This is a genomic window from Ralstonia sp. 25mfcol4.1 (genome assembly GCF_900104095.1).
Classification (GTDB): Bacteria; Pseudomonadota; Gammaproteobacteria; order Burkholderiales; family Burkholderiaceae; genus Cupriavidus.
On sequence record NZ_FNJO01000005.1, the window covers coordinates 1 to 19,163 of the forward strand.

Annotated in this window: 17 protein-coding genes and 2 pseudogenes; 8 read left to right on the plus strand and 11 right to left on the minus strand. The window is 67.0% G+C overall.

Annotated elements, in window-relative coordinates; genetic code table 11:
- Positions 1 to 1,092, plus strand: a pseudogene (locus tag BLQ58_RS10435) (ShlB/FhaC/HecB family hemolysin secretion/activation protein); the annotation flags it as partial.
- 33 nt (positions 1,093 to 1,125) lie between these two features.
- Here BLQ58_RS10435 and BLQ58_RS10440 read toward each other — a convergent pair.
- A complete protein-coding gene (locus BLQ58_RS10440) occupies positions 1,126 to 2,046 on the minus strand; it encodes a LysR family transcriptional regulator (protein ID WP_092598053.1) in 921 nt (306 codons plus the stop codon).
- A 110-nt stretch (positions 2,047 to 2,156) separates the two neighbouring features.
- Here BLQ58_RS10440 and BLQ58_RS10445 point away from each other — a divergent pair, with 110 nt between their 5' ends.
- The 5 genes from BLQ58_RS10445 (at position 2,157) to BLQ58_RS10465 (ending at position 7,143) form a co-directional block, all read left to right on the plus strand.
- Positions 2,157 to 3,326: a CaiB/BaiF CoA transferase family protein gene (locus tag BLQ58_RS10445; protein ID WP_092597419.1), complete on the plus strand. Its 1,170-nt coding sequence runs from the start codon at positions 2,157 to 2,159 to the stop codon at positions 3,324 to 3,326.
- Positions 3,327 to 3,365: 39 nt separating this feature from the next.
- Complete coding sequence (locus BLQ58_RS10450) at positions 3,366 to 3,833, plus strand: MaoC family dehydratase (protein WP_092597424.1); 468 nt, start codon at positions 3,366 to 3,368, stop codon at positions 3,831 to 3,833.
- A gap of 106 nt (positions 3,834 to 3,939) precedes the next feature.
- A complete protein-coding gene (locus BLQ58_RS10455; RefSeq protein WP_092597427.1) occupies positions 3,940 to 4,959 on the plus strand; it encodes a Bug family tripartite tricarboxylate transporter substrate binding protein in 1,020 nt (339 codons plus the stop codon).
- A gap of 37 nt (positions 4,960 to 4,996) precedes the next feature.
- Positions 4,997 to 6,157: an acyl-CoA dehydrogenase family protein gene (locus BLQ58_RS10460; protein WP_092597430.1), complete on the plus strand. Its 1,161-nt coding sequence runs from the start codon at positions 4,997 to 4,999 to the stop codon at positions 6,155 to 6,157.
- Positions 6,158 to 6,171: 14 nt separating this feature from the next.
- Complete coding sequence (locus BLQ58_RS10465; protein WP_092597433.1) at positions 6,172 to 7,143, plus strand: acyl-CoA dehydrogenase family protein; 972 nt, start codon at positions 6,172 to 6,174, stop codon at positions 7,141 to 7,143.
- Between the two features lie 209 nt (positions 7,144 to 7,352).
- On the opposite strand, the gene BLQ58_RS10470 is transcribed toward BLQ58_RS10465, so the two are convergent.
- The 3 genes from BLQ58_RS10470 to BLQ58_RS10480 all read right to left on the minus strand — a co-directional run bounded on the left by BLQ58_RS10470 (position 7,353) and on the right by BLQ58_RS10480 (position 9,420).
- A complete protein-coding gene (locus BLQ58_RS10470; protein WP_092597436.1) occupies positions 7,353 to 8,012 on the minus strand; it encodes an MliC family protein in 660 nt (219 codons plus the stop codon).
- Between the two features lie 22 nt (positions 8,013 to 8,034).
- On the minus strand, positions 8,035 to 8,421 hold the full coding sequence (locus BLQ58_RS10475) for a cupin domain-containing protein (RefSeq protein ID WP_092597439.1): 387 nt from the start codon (positions 8,419 to 8,421) through the stop codon (positions 8,035 to 8,037).
- A 105-nt stretch (positions 8,422 to 8,526) separates the two neighbouring features.
- Positions 8,527 to 9,420: a LysR family transcriptional regulator gene (locus tag BLQ58_RS10480; protein WP_092597442.1), complete on the minus strand. Its 894-nt coding sequence runs from the start codon at positions 9,418 to 9,420 to the stop codon at positions 8,527 to 8,529.
- Positions 9,421 to 9,558: 138 nt separating this feature from the next.
- Here BLQ58_RS10480 and BLQ58_RS10485 point away from each other — a divergent pair, with 138 nt between their 5' ends.
- Positions 9,559 to 10,770, plus strand: coding sequence for a CaiB/BaiF CoA transferase family protein (locus BLQ58_RS10485; protein WP_092597445.1), 1,212 nt, complete (start codon positions 9,559 to 9,561; stop codon positions 10,768 to 10,770).
- A gap of 34 nt (positions 10,771 to 10,804) precedes the next feature.
- Positions 10,805 to 11,803, plus strand: a complete 999-nt coding sequence (locus BLQ58_RS10490) for a Bug family tripartite tricarboxylate transporter substrate binding protein (RefSeq protein WP_092597447.1) — start codon at positions 10,805 to 10,807, stop codon at positions 11,801 to 11,803.
- A gap of 81 nt (positions 11,804 to 11,884) precedes the next feature.
- Here BLQ58_RS10490 and BLQ58_RS10495 read toward each other — a convergent pair.
- The 7 genes and pseudogenes from BLQ58_RS10495 to BLQ58_RS10525 form a co-directional block, all read right to left on the minus strand.
- Positions 11,885 to 12,295, minus strand: a pseudogene (locus BLQ58_RS10495) (type II toxin-antitoxin system VapC family toxin); the annotation flags it as partial.
- A 14-nt stretch (positions 12,296 to 12,309) separates the two neighbouring features.
- A complete protein-coding gene (locus BLQ58_RS10500; protein WP_092597450.1) occupies positions 12,310 to 12,510 on the minus strand; it encodes a hypothetical protein in 201 nt (66 codons plus the stop codon).
- 245 nt (positions 12,511 to 12,755) lie between these two features.
- Complete coding sequence (gene treF, locus BLQ58_RS10505; protein ID WP_254775887.1) at positions 12,756 to 14,543, minus strand: alpha,alpha-trehalase TreF; 1,788 nt, start codon at positions 14,541 to 14,543, stop codon at positions 12,756 to 12,758.
- 196 nt (positions 14,544 to 14,739) lie between these two features.
- The gene (locus tag BLQ58_RS10510) at positions 14,740 to 15,516 is read right to left on the minus strand and encodes an SDR family NAD(P)-dependent oxidoreductase (protein WP_092597456.1); all 777 of its coding nucleotides are present in this window, start codon (positions 15,514 to 15,516) and stop codon (positions 14,740 to 14,742) included.
- A 147-nt stretch (positions 15,517 to 15,663) separates the two neighbouring features.
- Positions 15,664 to 16,293 carry a shikimate kinase gene (locus tag BLQ58_RS10515; RefSeq protein WP_092598056.1) on the minus strand — a complete coding sequence of 210 codons (630 nt, stop codon included), beginning with the start codon at positions 16,291 to 16,293 and terminating at the stop codon, positions 15,664 to 15,666.
- Between the two features lie 177 nt (positions 16,294 to 16,470).
- The gene (locus BLQ58_RS10520) at positions 16,471 to 17,856 is read right to left on the minus strand and encodes an MFS transporter (RefSeq protein WP_092597459.1); all 1,386 of its coding nucleotides are present in this window, start codon (positions 17,854 to 17,856) and stop codon (positions 16,471 to 16,473) included.
- Positions 17,857 to 18,161: 305 nt separating this feature from the next.
- On the minus strand, positions 18,162 to 19,136 hold the full coding sequence (locus BLQ58_RS10525; protein WP_092597462.1) for a LysR substrate-binding domain-containing protein: 975 nt from the start codon (positions 19,134 to 19,136) through the stop codon (positions 18,162 to 18,164).
- Positions 19,137 to 19,163 lie beyond the last annotated feature (27 nt).

Genomic DNA, 19,163 nt, shown 5'->3' on the forward strand with positions numbered 1-19,163 from the left:
AAATTGTGCCGACTTCCACGCCCGGGCGTAGCGATGTCGTGATCGCCGTCAAACGCGGCAAGCCGTGGACGCTGGTAGCCTCCGTCGACAATTCGGGCTCGCGTTCCACCGGCAAGTGGCAAGGCAATGTGAGCGTTGGCATCGACAATCCGCTAGGCCTCAGCGACATGTTCAACATCGGCTACAACCAGGATCTGGTGTTCAGCAACAAGGAACACGGCACCCGCGGCTGGAATGGCTTTTATTCGATTCCGTGGGGCTACTGGACGGCCACGCTGTCGGCCTACAGCAGCAACTACTTCCAGCAGATTGCTGGCGTAAATACGACGTTCGTGTCGAGCGGAAAATCGCAGAACGTCGATCTGAAGCTGCACCGTGTGCTGCGCCGCAGTCAGAACGACGTGTTGGGCATGCATGTGCGACTGACGCGCCGGTTCGGCACGAGCTATATCGATGACACCGAGATTCCCCAGCAGCGCCGGAATAACACCCTCCTCGAAGTCGGGGTGACGGACCGCCATTACTTCGGCCCGTCGCAGCTCGACGCCACGCTGTCATTCCGCCAGGGCATTGGCGCCTTCGGCGCGCAGGACGACACGCTGGCGTCGTTCGATGGCCCGACCTGGCGCTACCGCATGATGGTGCTCGACGCCAACCTCGGTGCCTTTCAAACTGGCAGAACAGCCATTCCGCTACGTCACGACGATCCGGGGGCAATTCACCAATGACCGGCTCTATTACGTGGATGACTTGACGATTGGCAGCCGATATACCGTACGGGGCTTCGATGGCGAAAGCCAGCTTGCGGGCGAGCGTGGCTTCTATTGGCGCAATGAACTGCAGGCGCCGCTAGGGACCAGCGGCCAGGCGCTTTACGTCGGCCTCGATTATGGCCGCGTGTACGGACCATCGACCCAGGCACTGGTCGGCACGCAACTGGCTGGCGCGGTGATCGGCATGCGCGGCGGCGTCGGCTCGCAAACGTTCGGCGGCGTCTCGTATGACGTGTTCCTGGGCACGCCCGTGTACAAGCCGGAGCAGTTCAATACCGCCGGGGTGACGGCGGGGATGCAGGTGGTTTATCAGTATTAGTCCATGAACAATCGCCAACGGCCGCGCGGAACGCTAATCGCTGCCTGACTCCTGCCATGGCTCTCCCTGCGCAACCCTTCGCGCCACTGACACAAACCGTTGCACATGACGGTCGTCGGTGTCCTGTTGCGTGGCCAGTGCAATGCCGATGCGATTGGTCGGACGAGGGCTCGACAGGCGCAGGAAGCGCACGCGTCGATTGGTGTAGCGCGCCGTCACGCCCGGCACCAGCGCCACGCCCAGGCCGCTCTCCACCAGGCTGACGATGGTCTGCACCTGCACGGCCTCCTGCGTGATGCGGGGCACGAAGCCGGCCTGCTGGCATAGCAGCATCGCCACGGCTTGCAGGTTCGGCACGTCGGCACTGGGATGCATGATGAACGGCTCGTCGGCCAGCGCCTTCAGCGCGATGCTGTCCTGGCTGGCGAAGCGGCTCTCGGCGGGCACGGCTGCCATGAACGAATCGGACTCCAGCGGCAGCAGCTGAAAAGGCCCGCTGCTCAGGATCGGAAAACGCACCAGGCCGGCGTCGAGCTGGCCGCGCTCGATGCGGTCGAGGATCGCCGCCGAGGTCGATTCATGCAGGATCAGCTCGATGCCGGGGTGTTCGCCGCGAAACGCCGGAATCAGCCGGGGCAGCAGCGCATAGGTGGCCGATCCGACAAATCCCACACGCAGCGCGCCGCGCTCGCCATGGGCCGCCGATTGCGCGGCGGCGCGGGCCTGCTCCGCATGGAACAGCGCACGCCGCGCATCGTTCAGGGCGGCCTCGCCGGCCTGGGTCAGGCGGACGCCACGTGTGGTGCGCACGAACAGCGGCGTGCCCAGCGACGCTTCCAGCTTGCGGATCGAGATGGACAGCGGCGGTTGCGCCATGTGCAGGCGCTCGGCGGCGCGGTGGAAGTTGCCGGTTTCGGCAAGCACGACAAACTGCTGAAGCTGGCGCAGGTCCATGGCGATATACAACCGATATCAGTTCCTAAATATCTAATATTAGACGCAAGCGGCCGGCTGGACTACGCTAGGCCCCCATCAGATCCATAAAGCCATAAGGAGACACCGCGATGCTGCCATTGTCAGGTATCCGTGTCGTCGACCTGTCGACCGTCGTGATGGGCCCCTACGCCAGCCAGTGGCTGGCCGACCTGGGCGCCGAAGTCATCAAGGTGGAAACGCCCGACGGCGATTCCACGCGCCGCACCGGCCCGGCCACCGAAGATGGCATGTCCGCCATTTTTCTGGGTGTGAACCGCAGCAAGAAGAGCGTGGTGCTGAACCTGAAGCAGCCGGCCGCGCAGGCGGCGCTGCACAAGCTGCTGGACACGGCCGATGTGTTCCTGCACAGCATGCGGCCGCAGAAGCTGGGCAGGCTGGACCTGGATCCGGCCAGCGTCATGGCGCGCCATCCGCAACTGGTCTATGTGAGCCTGCTGGGCTTTGCCGAGGATGGCCCCTATGGCGGCCGGCCCGCCTACGACGACATCATCCAGGGGCTGTGCGGCAATGCCGCGCTGATGGCCGCGCAGACCGGCACCGTGCGCTATTTCCCGACCATCTCGGCGGACAAGACCAGCGGCCTGGTGGCCGCGCTGTCGATTTCCGCCGCGCTGGCCGGGCGCGAGCGCAACGGCGGCAAGGGCGGCATGGTCGAAGTGCCGATGTTCGAATCGATGGTGGCGTTCAACCTGGTCGAGCACCTGTATGGCCAGCATTTCGAGCCGCCACGCGCCACGGCCGGTTATCCGCGCGTGCTGGCGCCGTTGCGTCGGCCGTACCAGACGGCCGACGGCTACGTCTGCATGATGCCGTACACCGACGCCCACTGGCGCGACTTCTTCCAGGCCGCCGGCCGCGACGACCTGGCCGCCGATGCGCGCTTCACCGACATCGCCGCGCGCACGCGCCATATCGAGACGCTTTACGAGATCACCGGCGAACTGGTGCGCGAACGCAGCACCGACGACTGGCTGGCGCTGTGCGAATCGCTGCAGATTCCGGTCGCGCGTGTGAACGACCTGGATGAGCTGGTCGATGACCCGCACCTGCGGGCCACGGGTTTCTTCGATCAGGTGGACGACCCTGCCATGGGCACGCTGCGCTTTCCGGGGGCGCCGGTGCGCTTCGACGGCGAGCGCGCGCATGCCGCCGTGCCGCCGCGGCTGGGCGAGCACACGCGCGAAGTGTTGGGCAGCCTGGGCCTGAGCGACGCCGAGATTGCCGCGCTGCGCGACTGACCCTCGAACACCCCCATCGACACACGACACGGAGACGACATGACCGCAGCACAGCCGCAACGCCTGGGACAGGGCTTCTACTGGCAGGACATCCGCGATGGGCAGGTATTCGAGACCTTCCGCCGTACCGTGACCGAGACCGACCTGGTCAACTTCATTTCGGTCACCGGCATGCTGGAGGCCATTTTTATCGAGGAAGGCTACGAGGCCGGCGCCATCAAGGGCCGTCCGGTGCCGGCCGCGCTGACCTATGCGCTGATCGAGGGCTTCATCCTGCAGACGATGATCCAGGGCACGGGCCTGGCCATGCTGGAGCTGACCCAGAAGATCCACGGCCCGGTGCTGGTGGGCGACACGATCCACGCGCGCATTACCGTGACCGGCGTGCGGCCGACGTCGAAGAGCGGCCGCGCCGTGGTGGATTCGTCGATCGAGGTGTTCAACCAGCGCCAGGCGTTGGTCATGACCTATACCGCGCGGCGGCTGCTGGCCGGACGCGAGGCCTGACACGGCCCGACGACCCACGGCGTGACGGCAGGTCACGTCGGTCGCGCGCTGCCCGGCCCTGGAAGGGGGCCGGGTCAGGACACGGTTTTTACCGGAGGAGACAAACATGCCCACACAGAGCAGAATTGCCAGGCATTGCTTCAGCATTCCCACGCGCCGCGCATGGCTGCTGGCACTGGCGGGGTGCGCGCTGGCCGTAGCCGCACTGCCTCGCGCGACGCTGGCCGCCACCTATCCCGACCGGCCGATCCGGCTGGTGGTGCCGTTCCCGCCCGGCGGGCCCACCGACCTGGTGTCGCGCGTGATCGCCCGGAAGATGTCGGACGAACTGGGCCAGCAGGTGCTGGTCGACAACCGGCCGGGCGCCAACGGCAATATCGGCAACGAGATCGTCGCCAAGGCGCCCGCCGATGGCTACACGGTGCTTTACAACACATCGTCCATCGCGCTCAGCCAGGCGCTGTACAAGAAGCTGCCCTACGACGTCAAGCGCGACCTGCTGCCCGTGGCCATGACGGCCAATGTGCCGCTGGTGCTGGAAGTCAACGCGCAGGTGCCGGCGAACACGGTGCCGGAGTTCGTGGCGTGGCTCAAGTCGCATCCCGGCAAGATGACGTATGGATCGGCCGGCAACGGCAATGTCACGCATCTGGCCGCGTTCCTGTTCCTGCAGGCCAACGGGCTGGACGCGGTGCATGCGCCGTACAAGGGCAGCGCGCCCGCGCTGACTGATCTGGCCAGCGGCCAGGTGCAGTTCATGACCGATACGATCAATTCGTCGCTGCCGTTCATCCGCGACAGGCGCATGAAGGCGCTGGCCGTGACCAGCGCCGCGCGCAGCGCGCAGCTGCCCGACGTGCCGACGCTGGCGGAATCGGGCATGCCGGGATTCGAGGTCGGTGCCTGGCAGGGCATGATGGTGCCGGCGAAAACGTCGCCCGACATCGTGCGCAAGCTCAACGCCGCCGCGCTGAAGGCGCTGGGCTCGGCCGACGTGCGTGCCAGCCTGGCAGCGCAGGGCGCCGAAGCGCGCGGCTCCAGCCCCGACGCCTACGCGAAATACCTGACCCAGGAAATCGACCGCTGGCAGAAGGTGGTCAAGGACACCGGCGTGACGCTGGACTGACCGGCAGCCGGTGAATCGATCGGTAAAGGAGTCGACATTGCATCCGTTGTTTGGCACGTTTGCGCTGACTGCCTTGCCTGCCGGGGCCGCTGCGTTCCGGCGGGAAGTCAAGGCCTTTCTGCAGGACCACCTGCCCGCGCTGCCGCCCGATGTGCGCGCACGCTCGTGGATGGGGTTCGATGCCGGCTTCAGCCGCGCGCTGGCCCGGCGCGGATGGGTCGGCATCACGCTCCCCGCGCAGTACGGCGGGGCCGGCCTCGACGCGTTCTCGCGCTTCGTGCTGGTAGAGGAGCTGCTGGCCTGCGGCGCGCCGGTATCGGCGCACTGGATCGCCGACCGCCAGAGCGGGCCGCTGATCCTGCGTTACGGCACCGACGCGCAACGGGCGTTCTACCTGCCGCGCATCTGCCGGGGCGAGGCGTTCTTCTGCATCGGCATGAGCGAGCCCAATTCGGGCTCCGACCTGGCCAGCGTGGCCACGCGCGCCGTGCCGCTGCCCGATGGCGGGTGGCGCCTGAATGGCCGCAAGATCTGGACGACCAATGCCGATCGCTGCCACTTCATGCTGGCGCTGGTGCGGACATCGGGCGAGACCGGAGACCGGCAGAAAGGGTTGTCGCAGGTGATTGTCGACCTGTCGCTGCCGGGCGTGACCGTGCGGCCGATCCACGACCTGGCCGGCGATGCGCATTTCTCGGAAGTCAGCTTCGAAGACGTGCAGTTGCCCGCCGATGCGCTGGTCGGGCAGGCGGGCGCGGGCTGGGAGCAGGTCAACGCGGAACTGGCTTTCGAGCGTAGCGGCCCCGAGCGGCTGTATTCGAGCGTGGTGCTGCTCGATGCCTGGATGGCCGCGCTGCGCCGCCAGCCGGCGGTGCAGCGCGATCTGGTGACGATCGGCCGGATCATGGGGCAACTGGCCACGCTGCGCGCCATGTCCCTGGCCGTGACCGCAAAGCTGGCGGCCGGCGAAAGCCCCCTGGTCGAGGCCGCGCTGGTCAAGGACCTTGGCACGGGACTGGAACAGTCGATCGGCGCGCTGGCCGAGGCGGCGCTGGGCGACGAAGCCGGCCTGGCTGCCGATGCCGACCTGTATCGCACGGCGGCCTATGTGAGCCAGATTTCACCGACCTATTCGCTGCGGGGCGGCACGCGCGAGATCCTGCGCGGAATGATCGCGCGGGGCCTGGGACTACGCTGACACGGAGAAAGGGCATGGACGACATTTACGCCGATGCGCTGGAAACGGTGCTGCGCGATCACTGCACGCCGGCCGTGGTGCGCGCCATCGAAGCCGGTTCCGAAGCCGCTGCCGCCGCGCTCTGGGCGCAGCTCGACGCCAGCGGCTTCGCGGATAGCCTGCTGCCCGACGCCGGGCTGACGCTGCGCGACCTGCTGCCGATGCTGCTGGTCACCGGCCGGTACGCTACACCGCTGCCGCTGGGCCAGACGATTTTTGCGCGCGCGCTGCTGCATGCGGCCGGCGTGGCGATACCGGACGGCCCCATCGCACTGGCCAGTTTCGGCTTGCAAGCGCGCACCCTGGTTGCCGATGGCGCCACGGCAAGCTGGTTCCTCGCGCAGCAGGCGGATCGCGTCTGTCTGCTGCCTCGCGACGCCGCCGATGTGGCGCCGACCGGGGTGCACGCTGACCTCACCGTCAGCATCGCAGGTACGCCGGCGGCAGCCTTTGCCTTGCCGCCGGGCACGCTGCGCACGATAGGTGCCGCACTGCATGCCGCGCAGATGGCCGGGGCCATCGCCCGTGTGTTCGATCTGACCCTGCAGTACGCCAACGACCGCGTGCAGTTTGGCCGGCCTGTGGGCAAGTTCCAGGCGATCCAGCACCAGATCAGCGTGATGGCCGAGCAGGTGGCGGCCACCCGAATGGCCGGGCAGATCGCATTCTCCGGCGATGGCGCGACGCCGCATCGCATGCACGCGGCCATCGCCAAGTTCGGTGCCAGCGACGCCGTTGCGCCGGTCACGTCGATGGCGCATGCGGTGCACGGGGCTATCGGCATTACCGCCGAATACGACCTGCAGCTTTATACGCGGCGGCTGCACGCATGGCGCGTGGCCGACGGGTCGGAACGATACTGGGCCCGCGAGATCGGCCAGGCCGCGTGCGAGGCGAAGGGTGGTGCGGTGGACATCATCCGCGCCTGGAGCGGCGAGGCCGTGTAACGAGACGTGGATCGACGATCGGGCCGGCAGTACCGTGGTCCGCTACCGTCGTCCGGCAGCGCGTCAGGAAATGGAAGCCGGCGACGGCGGCCCGTGCACCAGCGCTTCCAGGCACGCCTGTTCGAGCGCCATTGTCCCCGGTCCAAATGGAGCTTGGGCGGCACATGGCGAACGTCGTGCCGCTGCCACGCAGCGGGCGTGGCGCAGCTTCAGTGGCCGGTCATTTCCACGCGGCAGTCCATTTCGGGCTTGCCGGGCAACACAAGCCGGGCGTCGGGGCCTTTGTCCCAGAACTGGGCCTCGCCGTCCTTGAGCGTGGCCGCATAGCGTGCGCCCGAGGCCGCGGGGGCCTGCTGCAGCACGATTTGCTGATCCAGCCAGCGCAGGTAGGCGTAGCCGGGGTCGGTCTGCACGAAGGTGCCGGCGATCACCGCATCCACGCCGGGGCAGCGGATATTGAACGGACCCCGGCTGATGCCACGGTCGTCCTGGGTGCGCGCGCCTGCGTAGCTGTGACGGAGGTCGGAGATGCGCTGCAGGTAGGTGGTGGCGGTGCAGGCGTGCGCGTCGTCGGCCTTCCAGCAGTCGTTGCGGCCCTTGATCCAGCCCCGTTGCTCGGCGATCAGCGATTTCTTCTGCGCGGTCGGCAGCGACCTCGCGTCGAGCGCCAGGCCGTAGAGCCGGGTGGTTTCGCGGTCCAGCCGCGCCAGGGAGGCGTCCTTGCACACCATCTGTTCGATCTGGCCCTCCGCCTTCTTGCAGTCGAAGCTCGGCATGGCTGTGGTCTGTGCGGCGTGCGCCGGGCTGGCGAGAACCAGAAGGGCCAGCAGCAGGGGCGGGGCGGCCGGCAGGGCGAGGTGGCTGGGCATGGCAGGAACTCCTGCGGGCCGCTCAGCCCGCGTTGCGATCGATCACGACAAAATGCTTGCGCACGGGTTCGATGACTTCGAAGACGCCTTCGAAGCCCGCCGGGATCACGCAGGCATCGCCCGGGCCGAACTCCCGTGCGCTACCAGTATGGCTGGTGATGCGCAGCCGGCCACTGATCACGCAGAAGAATTCTTCCTTGCCGGCCGGAAAGGCGATGCGCCACGCTCCCGGCTGGCACGCCCAGATGCCACAGTCGAAATCGCCCTGCCCGGCGCTGTAGTGCGTCCAGGTGGTGCGATCCGGATTGCCCTGTACCAGGCGGTCGGGACGGGGGTTGTCGTGGGCAGGCGCCGGTTCGGCGCGGAAATCGATCAGGGAGACGGGGGCGCGGGGCGATGGATGCGACATGGGTGGGCAACCCGGCGAAAGCCGGGCAAGGCAGGGTGTAAAGCCGTAAGTGTAGCCGCCGATGGCGGGCCCGCGCGGGCGCGGGGCGGGCTCGGCGGTCATCGGTCAGCGGCCGGTTGCCTTGTCGCGCAGGAAGGCAACCAGCGTCGTGACGGCACGCGTCTGGTAGCGGGCCGGCATGTATAACAGGAACATGGTGGTGCGCAGGAACGCCAGATCCTGGGGCGGCAGCGGCAATTGGAGCAAGGCGCCGGCGGCCAGGTCCCGATCGACCATGTAGTGGGGCACCAGCCCCACGCCGAGCCCTTGCAGGATGGCGTCGCGAAGGAAGAAGAAGTTTGCCGACATCAGCCGTGGTCGGATATTTGGCACGCCGCCCGCCGCGCCCGCCCGGCCCGCCGCATGTAATTTCTGGCCGGTCAGTTCCGACGTGATCAACGGCAGGTCCCGAAACTGGTCGAGCGTGCGCGGCATGCCGTATTGGCCCACAAGCTGCGGGGTGGCGCAGGCGACATATTCCACATCGCCAAGGCTGTGGGCCACCGCATTGGTTGGCGCTTCTGCCATGACGCGGATAGAGAAGTCGACCGCACCCTTGATCAGGTCCTCGATGTCGTTATCGAAGATGACGTTGAGCGTAATGGCAGGGTACATCGTCATGAATTCGATGAACCAGGCCGACATGGTGTGCTGGCCGAACCCACTCGGCACGCTGAGCCGCACCGTGCCGCTCAGGCGCTTGCCCAGGCTCTGCACCGACTCCTGCGCGGCCAGCAGTTCCTGCCGGATGGCGCGGCCATGTTCGTAGAGTTGCCATCCCAGTTCGGTGGGTTCCAGCTGCCGGGTGCTCCGCCTGAGCAGTTCGGCGCCCAGCTGCCGCTCGAAATGATTGAGCCGCTTGCTCACATTGGCGCGGCTCATGCCAAGCTGGCTGGCGGCGCGGCTCAGGTTTCCCGCGTCGATGATATCGACCAGCAGTGCAAGCGCGTTCAGGTCCATTGTCAACTTTAAGTTTTCATATATGTTGAAAATTGGTTGCAATTGTCAAGGATTCGGAACATATGGACAATGCTTCCTCGTCAATACAACCGGACCTCCCTGGCAGGAACAGATCCGGACGCGGGGAGACGCAGCAAAATGAATCAAGAAAACATGGCATCGCTGCCGCTGGCTGGCGTGCGGGTGCTGGACCTGTCACGTGTGCTGGCAGGGCCGATGTGCGCCATGGCTCTGGCCGACCTCGGTGCGGACGTCATCAAGGTCGAACATCCCGCCCGGGGCGACGACACCCGCGACTGGGGCGTGCGCATCGGCACGCGCAATACCTCCTACTTCAATAGCGCCAACCGCAACAAGCGTTCGGTGACGCTGGACCTGCAGACCGAAGCGGGCCTGGCGCTGGCGCGGCAACTCGCCGCGCAGTGCGACGTGGTGATCCAGAACTTCAAGGTGGGCGGCGCCGAGAAACTCGGCCTGGGCTATGAACAGTTCAGCGAGATCAATCCGCGCCTGGTCTACTGCTCGATTTCCGGCTATGCACGGTTCACCCCGGAAGCCGAACGGCCCGGCTACGACCTCGTGGTGCAGGGCGAGTCTGGCGTGATGGCGACCAACGGCGAGGCCGGCCAAGGCCCGCTGAAGTTCGGCGTGGCCGCCGTGGACATGTTCACGGGCATGTATTCCGCCCAGGCGATCCTGGCCGCGCTGTTCGCGCGCCAGGCCAGCGGCCGCGGCCGCCACGTGCAAATGGCGCTCTACGACTGCGGCGTGATGATCACGTCGTACTACGGCATGGAGGCCTTGCTGAAGGCCGGCGATCCGCCCAAGTTCGGCAATGCGCATCCGTCCATCGTCCCCTATGGCGTGTTCGAAGCGGCCGACGGTCCGCTGGTCATCACGGTTGGCAACAACGGACAGTTCCAGCGATTCTGCCGCGAGGTCATCGGCTGCCCGGAATGGGCGGACGATGAACGCTTTGCCACCAACACCGCCCGCTCGGCGCATCGTGACGTGCTGCTTGCGCAGGTACGCGAACGGCTCCAACGCTTTACGCGAGCCGACCTGCTGCAGCGCCTGACGGCTGCGCAAATCCCATGCGGCGAGGTGCTGGGCATGCTGGACGCCCTGCAATCCGAACGCACGGCGCAGGCGGGCCTGCTGCATCGTTTCGAGGACAGCGAGGCTGGCACGCAGGCCGTGCTGGCGCCCCCGTATGCGCTCGATGGTCAGCGCCTGCCGGTGCGCATGCCGCCGCCCCACATGGGACAGCACACGCACGAGGTGTTCAAGGAATTGCTGAAGCTCGACGACAACGCCATCGCGGATCTGCAATCCCGGGGCGTGATCTGACACCCCGAATTTTCGATCGACAGGAGACAAGACAATGACCAAGCTGCTACTGAGCCGCCGCCAGGTACTGAAGGCGGGGGCCGCCGCGTCGATGGCTGCCGTGATGCCATCGGTGCTGGCCAAGACCGACTGGCCCGACAAGTTCATCAAGATGGTGGTGGCATTCCCCGCCGGCGGCCCCACCGATACCGCCGCGCGCATCGTGGCGCAGAAGCTGTCGGAACGTCTCGGGCAGCAGGTCATCATCGAGAACAAGCCCGGTGCTTCGGGATCGATCGGCACGGCCAGCTTCATCCGCAGTCCGGCCGATGGCTACAACCTGTCGATGTTCGGCATGCCGGCCCTGCTGGCGCCGCTGATGTACAAGACCAACGCCTACGACGTCAAGAAGGACTTCCTGTCCGTGGCCACGGTCTATGTGCTGCCGATGGCCATCGTCATCAACCCGGCAGTGGTGCCGCATGTCGATACGCTGGCGGACCTGATCCGCTTTGCCAAGGCCAGCAAAACCCCGTTGAGCTATACCAGCTCGGGCACCGGCAGCTTTGGTCACCTCGCCATGGAGCAGCTCAAGGACCTGGGCGGCTTCGACGTGCTGCACGTGCCCTACCGTGGCAGCGCCCCGGCCGTGGCCGACCTGCTCGGCGGCCAGGTGGGCATCATGTTTGCCGACGTGGTCGCCGCGCTGCCGCATATCCGCGCCGGCAAGCTCAAGGCCATCGCACTCAGCTCGCCCAACGCCCGGGTACTGCTGCCGGGCGTGAAGACCGTCTCGGAGCAAGGCTTCCCGGGATTCGACTTCGATTCCTGGGGCGGCCTGATCGCGCCGCTGGACACCCCGCAGCCCATCGTCGATCGCATCGCCGGCGAAACGCGCGACATCCTCGGCAAGGACAAGGAGCTGCAGCAGAAGCTGGTCAGCGCGGGCGCCATCGCGTCGTTCCAGGACGGCAAGCAGATGCAGGCGCGGCTCAACAAGGACTACGACCGGTGGAGCGCCATCGTCAAGGCAAAGGGCATCAGTGCAAGCTGAGGCGGGTCGCCCCGGGCAGTGGCCCGGCACGTGAATTCGGCAAGGGGGGGCCGGCATGCGTCGCGCGGGCGGCCCCCTGCCGAAGGGATCGACCAGCCGCACGCCGGTCTGGGCGAAGTCACGTACGTTGCGCGTGACCACGGCCAGCCCGTGGATCATCGCGGTGGCCGCGATCAGCTTGTCCAGCGGGTTCTCCGGATGGGGCACCCGCAGGTGGCCCCATAGCTCGACCACGCGCGCGTCCACCCCAAGGATGTTGTGCGCGTAGCGGCGTTGGACCGCCAGCAGCCATTCATCCAGCGCCTGGCATTGCTGCCGGTCGCCCCGGAAGCGCTTCAGTTCCACGCCGCGCCGCAATTCCCCCATCGTCACCACCGACACGAACAGGGCGTGGCCATCGGCCTCGGCATTGTCGAAGAAGGCCTGCACGCCGGGATCGGCCCGGCGCCCCTTGCGGCTTTCGCTGATGACATCGGTATCGATCAGGTACATGTGCCGGCCCCGCGTCAGTGAATTCGTGCGAAGTCCTGGTCGTCGTACGCGTCGCCAGGCGGAATCGTCTTGAGGAATGCCGCGAACGTGGGCTTGCGGGCCGATTTGGCGCGGCTCGTACGCGATTTGCCGCCGCTGCGTGACTGACCGCCCGCGTCAGCGCCGGCCGTGCCTTCATCGAGACCACCGGCATTGGATTTGTCGTGCTGCTTCATGCTGGACCTCCGTCATGAGTGAATGAGCGAGGCGCCATCTTGCATGCCGGAAGGGCTGAAATTTGTGTCCGGATGTGACGGGTGATCGACTGTTGATCCAGCGCAATGGGGTGGCCGGCGAGCGCGGGGGACGCCAAATCCGCCCCCAAAAAGAAATACCCCGACGCGCGGGATCGTCGGGGTAGTAAGAGTTGCCAAGTCGTTTGGGGTCGTGTCGAAATGACCCTGCGTCAGTGTGACGTTCCCTACCTGCTACGCCAATAACTCACATGAGTTATTGGCGTATCCGGAACAATCGCTGGCGGATGCAGTATTGCATCGCAGAATTCTGAACAAAGGAACGAAATTCCGAATGTGGGACGTACGCGCCGCCCCAGCCGTTGTTTCATCGCGATCCGCGCCCGCCCAGACCATCGATCGCCGGTTTCGGGGCGGCCCGCCTTGCTGCGTTGCGCCGGGTGCCCTGGATACATCGCCAGTAGTGCGCTGACCACACCGTTGGTCCAGCCGAAGCCGTCCTGCAGCGGGTATTCGCCCCCGCCCCCGCCTTCGGCGCCGCCGGTGCGGCGTCGCTGCAGCCGGTATTTTTCCACCATCTTGTATTCCGAGACATAGAGGCTGGCCACCGTCCGGAGCCACCGGTGCGCAATCTCGTCCGCCAGCGCGTCGCAGCCATAGCGCCGCAGGCCAACGATGCCGATCCACTGCAGCGGTGCCCAGCCGTTCGGACGGTCCCATTGCTCGCCGGAATCGATCTCCGTGGTGGCCAGGCCGCCTTCCTCGATCAGCCGGGCGGCCACCACGTCGGCCACCTGTGCGGCTTGCCCCGCGGTGGCCAGGCCCAGGAACAGCGGCATCAGGGTGGCTGCGCTCAGACAGGAACGCGGTGTGCCGCGATGCCAATCGAAGTCGACGAAGGCGCCCGTGCCGGCGTCCCACATGATCGCGGCGATTGCCTGCCGGCGACGGTCCGCCGCTTCGCGATAGCGCGTGGCGCGGTCGATGTCGCCGGCGCGCTCGCAGAGTTCGCCCAGGCGGCATTCGGTATGCCAGAGCAGGGCGTTCAGGTCGATGGGCAGGATTGCCGTGGTGCGGATGGTGGCCAGGTCGCAGGTTGGCTGACCGCCGGCCAGGCCTGGTTCGCACCAGCGCGAGCTGAAGTCCCAGCCAGATTCCGCCGCGGCGCGCAGGTCGCGGAATACCAGGTGCGCGGGCCGGTCGGCGCGCCGGGCCGTGGCCACATCTTCCAGGTAGGCTTCCTCGCGCGGATGGGCGCGGTCGTCCCAGTAACGGTTGAGCAATGCGCCGCCGGGCAGGCGCACCAGGCGCCGGTAGGCGTTGCCGCGGGCCAGGTGCGCGGCGCCGTCCATCCAGAACGCATATTCGCGCTCGAGCTGGGGCAAATAGCGTACGGCCGCATCGACGCCCTGGTCTTCGAACAGATCGGTCATCAGCGCAAACACGGGCGGCTGCGAACGGCTCAGGTAGTACGACCGCGTGCCGTTGGGCACCAGCCCGTAGGTGTCCAGCAGGTAGGCGAAGTTGTCGGCCATGGCGCGCAGCAGGTCGTGCCGGCCGCTGGCCGACAGGCCCAGCATGGTGAAATACGAATCCCAGTAGTACAGCTCGCGAAAGCGCCCGCCAGGCACGACATAGGGCCGGGGTAGCGGCAGCAGCGAACATCGCGGCGGATGCTCGGCGGGTTCGCGCGTGAGCACGGGCCACAGCCCGTCGATGTGCTCGCGCATCGAATTGTCCGGATTGGACTGGTAGTGGTCGTCCGAAACCGTCTCGCGGGCAAAAAAGTTGCGCACGAAGGCCTCCAGCGAGAAGCCGGGCGCCTCCCGCTCGGCGCGGTAGCGCGACAGGATGGCCTCGGGCGCGTCGAGCGGAATGCAGTCGGGAAAGGTCTTGCTGTCCGCGAACATGCCGCTGGCCTGCACGTCGACGAACAGTTCGGCATAGCGTTCCGCCGGCGACATGGTGTCGGCGTCCGCGCACCCGGGCAGCGTGCACGGGGCGGGGATGGGCAAATGGGTGACCGCTGGCGCGTGCCGGTGGCAATGCCGTTGCAACGGTGGCTGGCCCGGCGCGGGCTCGGGACCGGGGCCCGGGGCCGCCGTCGTGGCGGCCGGCGCAGAAGCGGGGGCAGCCGGATGCGGCGCGGCATCCGCCGTGGCGGGCTGGGTTCGAGTGGAAACGTGTGGGGTGCCGCCGGCCGAGTCGACGTTATTGTTCCGCATAGTTCCAGAGCAGTCCGCCATCGATCACGAGCGTGGTGCCGGTGATGTAGTCGGCATCGGCGCTTGCCAGGTAGGCCACCAGTCCGGCGACTTCGTCGGGCTGGCCGAGCCGCCCCAGCGGGATGTTGGCCAGCAATGCCTGCAGTTCCGCGCGGTCGGCCATCAGCTTGCGGTTGATCGGCGTCTGGATGGCGCCCGGTGCGATGTTGTTGACCGTGATGCCGGCCGGCGCCAGTTCGATGGCCAGGTTGCGCATCATCATGCGCAGGCCGCCCTTGCTGGCGCAGTAGCTCGTGAAATGCGGAAAGGGCAGGTCTTCGTGCACGGAGCTGATGTTGATGACCTTGCCCCCGAGCTTGCGCGCCAGCCGGTGCTTCACGAATTGCTGCGTGAGGAAGAAAGGCCCCTTGAGATTGGTATCGAGCACGCGGTCGTAGTCGGCCTCGCTCACCTCGGCAAACGGGGCCCGCACTTCGACGCCGGCGTTGTTGACCAGGATGTCGAGACTGCCAGCGGGAGCGACCGCCGCCACGGCCTGGTCGACGATGGCAAAAGCCTGCGCCACATTGCCGATATCGCCCGCCACCACATGGGCGCTGCGGCCGGCGGCGCGCACGCCATCGGCCGTTTCTGCCGACTCGGCGTCAAGCTTGTGCACCGCAACAACGATATCGGCGCCTTCCTGCGCCAGGCGCAACGCTATGGCGCGGCCGATGCCACCCGCGCCACCCGTTACCAGGGCAGTCTTGCCTTGCAGCCGCATGGGGAACCTCCTGCATTCAGGGTGGTGTCACCGTCAGAGCCACGCGCCGGACGCGAAGTTCAAACGGCGCCACAACATGTTCCGACCTTGCCACGCCCGACGGCGGGCCGGTATAGGCACAGTCCGAATCTGGTGTCGGCCTGCGGCTCAATCGTGCGTGGCGGGGTCGGGGGCGGCGGTCTGGCCGTCAGCGTCGGGAGCGTCGCCAGGGTTGGAAGGGGCGCCAGGGTCGGACGCGTCGGAAGCGTCGGAAGCGTCGGCAGGGTCGCCAGGGTCGCCAGGGTCGGTAGGGTCGGTCGCCAGTCCGAGCAGGGCCAGAACGTTGGCGGCGGCCTGTGCCACGGTGCCCGCATGGGCCGGCATGATCAGGTGGGCGATGTCGCGATAGAGCGGATCGCGCTCGCAGAACAGGGCTTCGAGCCGGGCGCGCGGGTTGTCCACCTGCAGCAGCGGACGGTTGCGGTTGCGCCGCACGCGGCGCCACAGTTCGGGCAGAGTGGCGTCCAGATAGATCACGTGGCCCCGCGCGCGCAGCATTTCGCGGTTCTCCGGCCTCAGCACGATGCCGCCGCCGGTGGCCAGCACAATGCCGCTGCGTTGCGTCAGTTCGTCCAGGATGCGGGTTTCACGGCGGCGGAAACCTTCTTCGCCTTCCAGCTCGAAGATGGTGGTGATGCGCACCCCGCAGCGCGATTCGATCTCGTGATCGGTATCGAAGAACGGACGGCCAAGCCGACGCGCGACGGTTCGCCCGATCGTCGTCTTGCCGGCGCCCATGAAGCCGATGAAAAAGAGGTTGTCTGACGTGGATCGGGGTTCCAAAAGTATGCGCCGCAGCGTGCCATCCCATTCTTCGCAACGGTAGCACGTAATGGCGTTTTCGCCATAGCGCAGCGGATTGGCGGGACGAAGCCGAATCGGCGCCGCTTCGGCCCGTGCCGCCGCGGCCGCCTCTCAGTGACCGGGCACGGTCTTGCTGGCCGGTTCTGCGGCATCCGCTGCGGCACCCGCCCCGGAGAACTGCTTGACCACCAGCGCCCCGGCCGCGATGAACGCCGGCACCGCCAGCAGCGTGAAGATGGCGTCGAAGCCCAGATGCATGCGCAGCAGTTCGGCGCCCAGCAGCGCACCTGCAATGCCGCCAAAGCGGCCGATGCCGAGCATCCAGGCCACGCCGGTGGCACGGCCCTGCGTGGGGTAGAAGCTCGCTGCCAGCGTGGGCATCGACGACTGCGCGCCATTCATGGCCGTGCCGGCCAGGAAGATCAGCAGGCCCAGTACGAACTGGTCGCCGCCCGCGCCATGGCCCACCGTGTAGATCAACACGCCGGTCAGCGCATAGGTGAACGCAATCACCTTGTTCGGGTTGAAGCGGTCCATGAACCAGCCGGCAGCAATCGTACCGATACCACCGCCCAGCGGGAACAGCGCGGTCAGCAGCGAGGCGCGCTGCAGCGTGAATCCGGCGTCCTTCATCAGCGTCGGCATCCAGCTGGTCAGCAGGTAGAAGATCACCAGGCCCATGAAGTACGTGAGCCAGAGCATGGCCGATCCCACGCGATAGCGCGGCGCCAGCACCGTGCCCACGGCAGACCGGGCAGCCGGCGCCGTCTCGTTGATCGTGAAGACCTGTGCGGCGCCCAGCGCGGCGCCCGTCACGCGTGCCAGCACCTTGCGGATCTGGTCGGCGGGGTACTGGCGCACCACCATGTAGCGGATCGATTCGGGCAGCGCGGCCACCAGCACTACGGCCAGCACCAGCGGCACGATGCCGCCGAAGACCAGCACGCTATGCCAGCCAAAATGGGGAATGATGGCCGCCGCAAAGAAGCCGCCGCCAGCCGACCCAAGCGGAAAGCCGCAGAACATCGTGTTCACCAGGATCGCGCGGCGGCGGGCCGGCGCGTACTCGGACATCAGCGTCACCGCGTTGGGCATCGCGGCGCCGAGCCCGACGCCCGTCAGGAATCGCAGCACGGTCAGCCATGTCACCGATGGCGCGAAGGCGGTGGCTAGGCTGCAGGCGCCGAAGAAGAACACCGACAGCACCAGCACCCGCTTGCGTCCCACGCGGTCGGCCATCGGCCCGGCGAAGATCGCGCCGAATGCCAGCCCGAACAGCGCGGCGCTCATGACCGGGCCGAGTGACGATTTCTCGATGCCCCACTCCTGGACAAGGGCCGGAGCGATATATCCCATGGCGGCTGTGTCGAAACCGTCGATCGCGACGATCAGGAAACATAGAACCAAGATGAGCCACTGATACGCGGAGAACCGGTGGCTGTCGATAAATGACTGCACGTCGAGCGTGCCAGTCGCGGGGCGCGGGGTGTGGGACATGGTGTCTCCGTTCTTCGGATCAGTTACAGGCCCGACCGAGCAGTCCGTCAGGCATTTTTCGTTCTCGGTTCGCCTTGTTTGTTCTATAGGCGAACTCATGTTCTCGATAGGAACGGATCATACGCAGCGTTTTTCGCCACGAAATATCGGCGTTAACCCGCAAGCGGCGTGACGCGCGACGGGGGCCAAAGCGTGCCGGCCCGCGCGGCCAAAGGGCTGGCGGCGGGATGGAAGGGGTCGCAAGATTGTTTTGACGCGGGCCCGGCACCACGGCAAAAGTGCTGCACAGCGATCAGGCCAGCGGATCAGCGCCGGGTCATCGACTCCGCCGGATGGGCGGCGGCGATGCCCCGGATGGTTTCCGCCAACGCCTCGGCCACCGGTCCCAATGTGCGGTCGCTGCGGCGTAGCAGGCCGATCGGTTCCTCGGTGCCTTGGGTATCGACCGGCAGCAGCACCATCTCGCCCCCGGCCACCGCCCGGCGCGTGGCCGACAACGGCGCGGCCCACACGCTATCGCCCTGCTGCGTCAGCAGGCGGCCCAGGTAGGCGTCGGCGGTTTCCAGGCAACCTTCGGGCAGCGCAAAGCCGTGGCGGGCCAGCAGGCTTTCGGTACTGTGGCGCGGGATGGAACCGACGGCCGGCACCACCATCGGCCACGCCACGACGTCGCGCAGGGTCGGGCGGGGCTGCGCCGCCAGCGGGTGTCCGGCGCGCACGGCCAGCACCAGCGGCTCGGCCGCAAGCGATTCGAACCACAAGCCTTCCATGGCCGCCGGGTCGTCCATGCGGCCGATCACCACGTCGAGCACATCCGCCTTGAGCAGGTCGATCAGCGTGCGGTTCATGCCGCTCTGCACGGCCAGCGCCACCTCGGGATGCGTGGTGCGGAAGGCCGTTACGGCATCGAGCAGCAGCGCCGGCACGATGCTCGGCAGGGCGCCCACGCGGATGCGCTCGTGGCGTGTGGCGTCCGTGGCCGCAAGGCTGTCGGCCGCGGCGTCGATGTCTTCGACGATCCGCAGCGCATGGCGCAGGAAACGCATGCCGGCTGCGGTCAGGGTGGTGCCGGCCCGCTGGCGCACCAGCAGCCGGGCGCCGACCAGTTCCTCCAGTTCGGTCAGCGTCTTCGACACCGCAGGCTGCGTCAGGCCCAGCTGCTCGCCGGCCCGCCCCAGATGCTGCGCCTGGGCCACCGCCACGAAGCAGTGCAGATGCCGCAGCCGGATGCGGCTGCGAAAGGCGTCGATGGCCGGCTGCGGCGGGGGCGGGAGTTGCATAATAAAAATTCATCGTAATTACGCCAA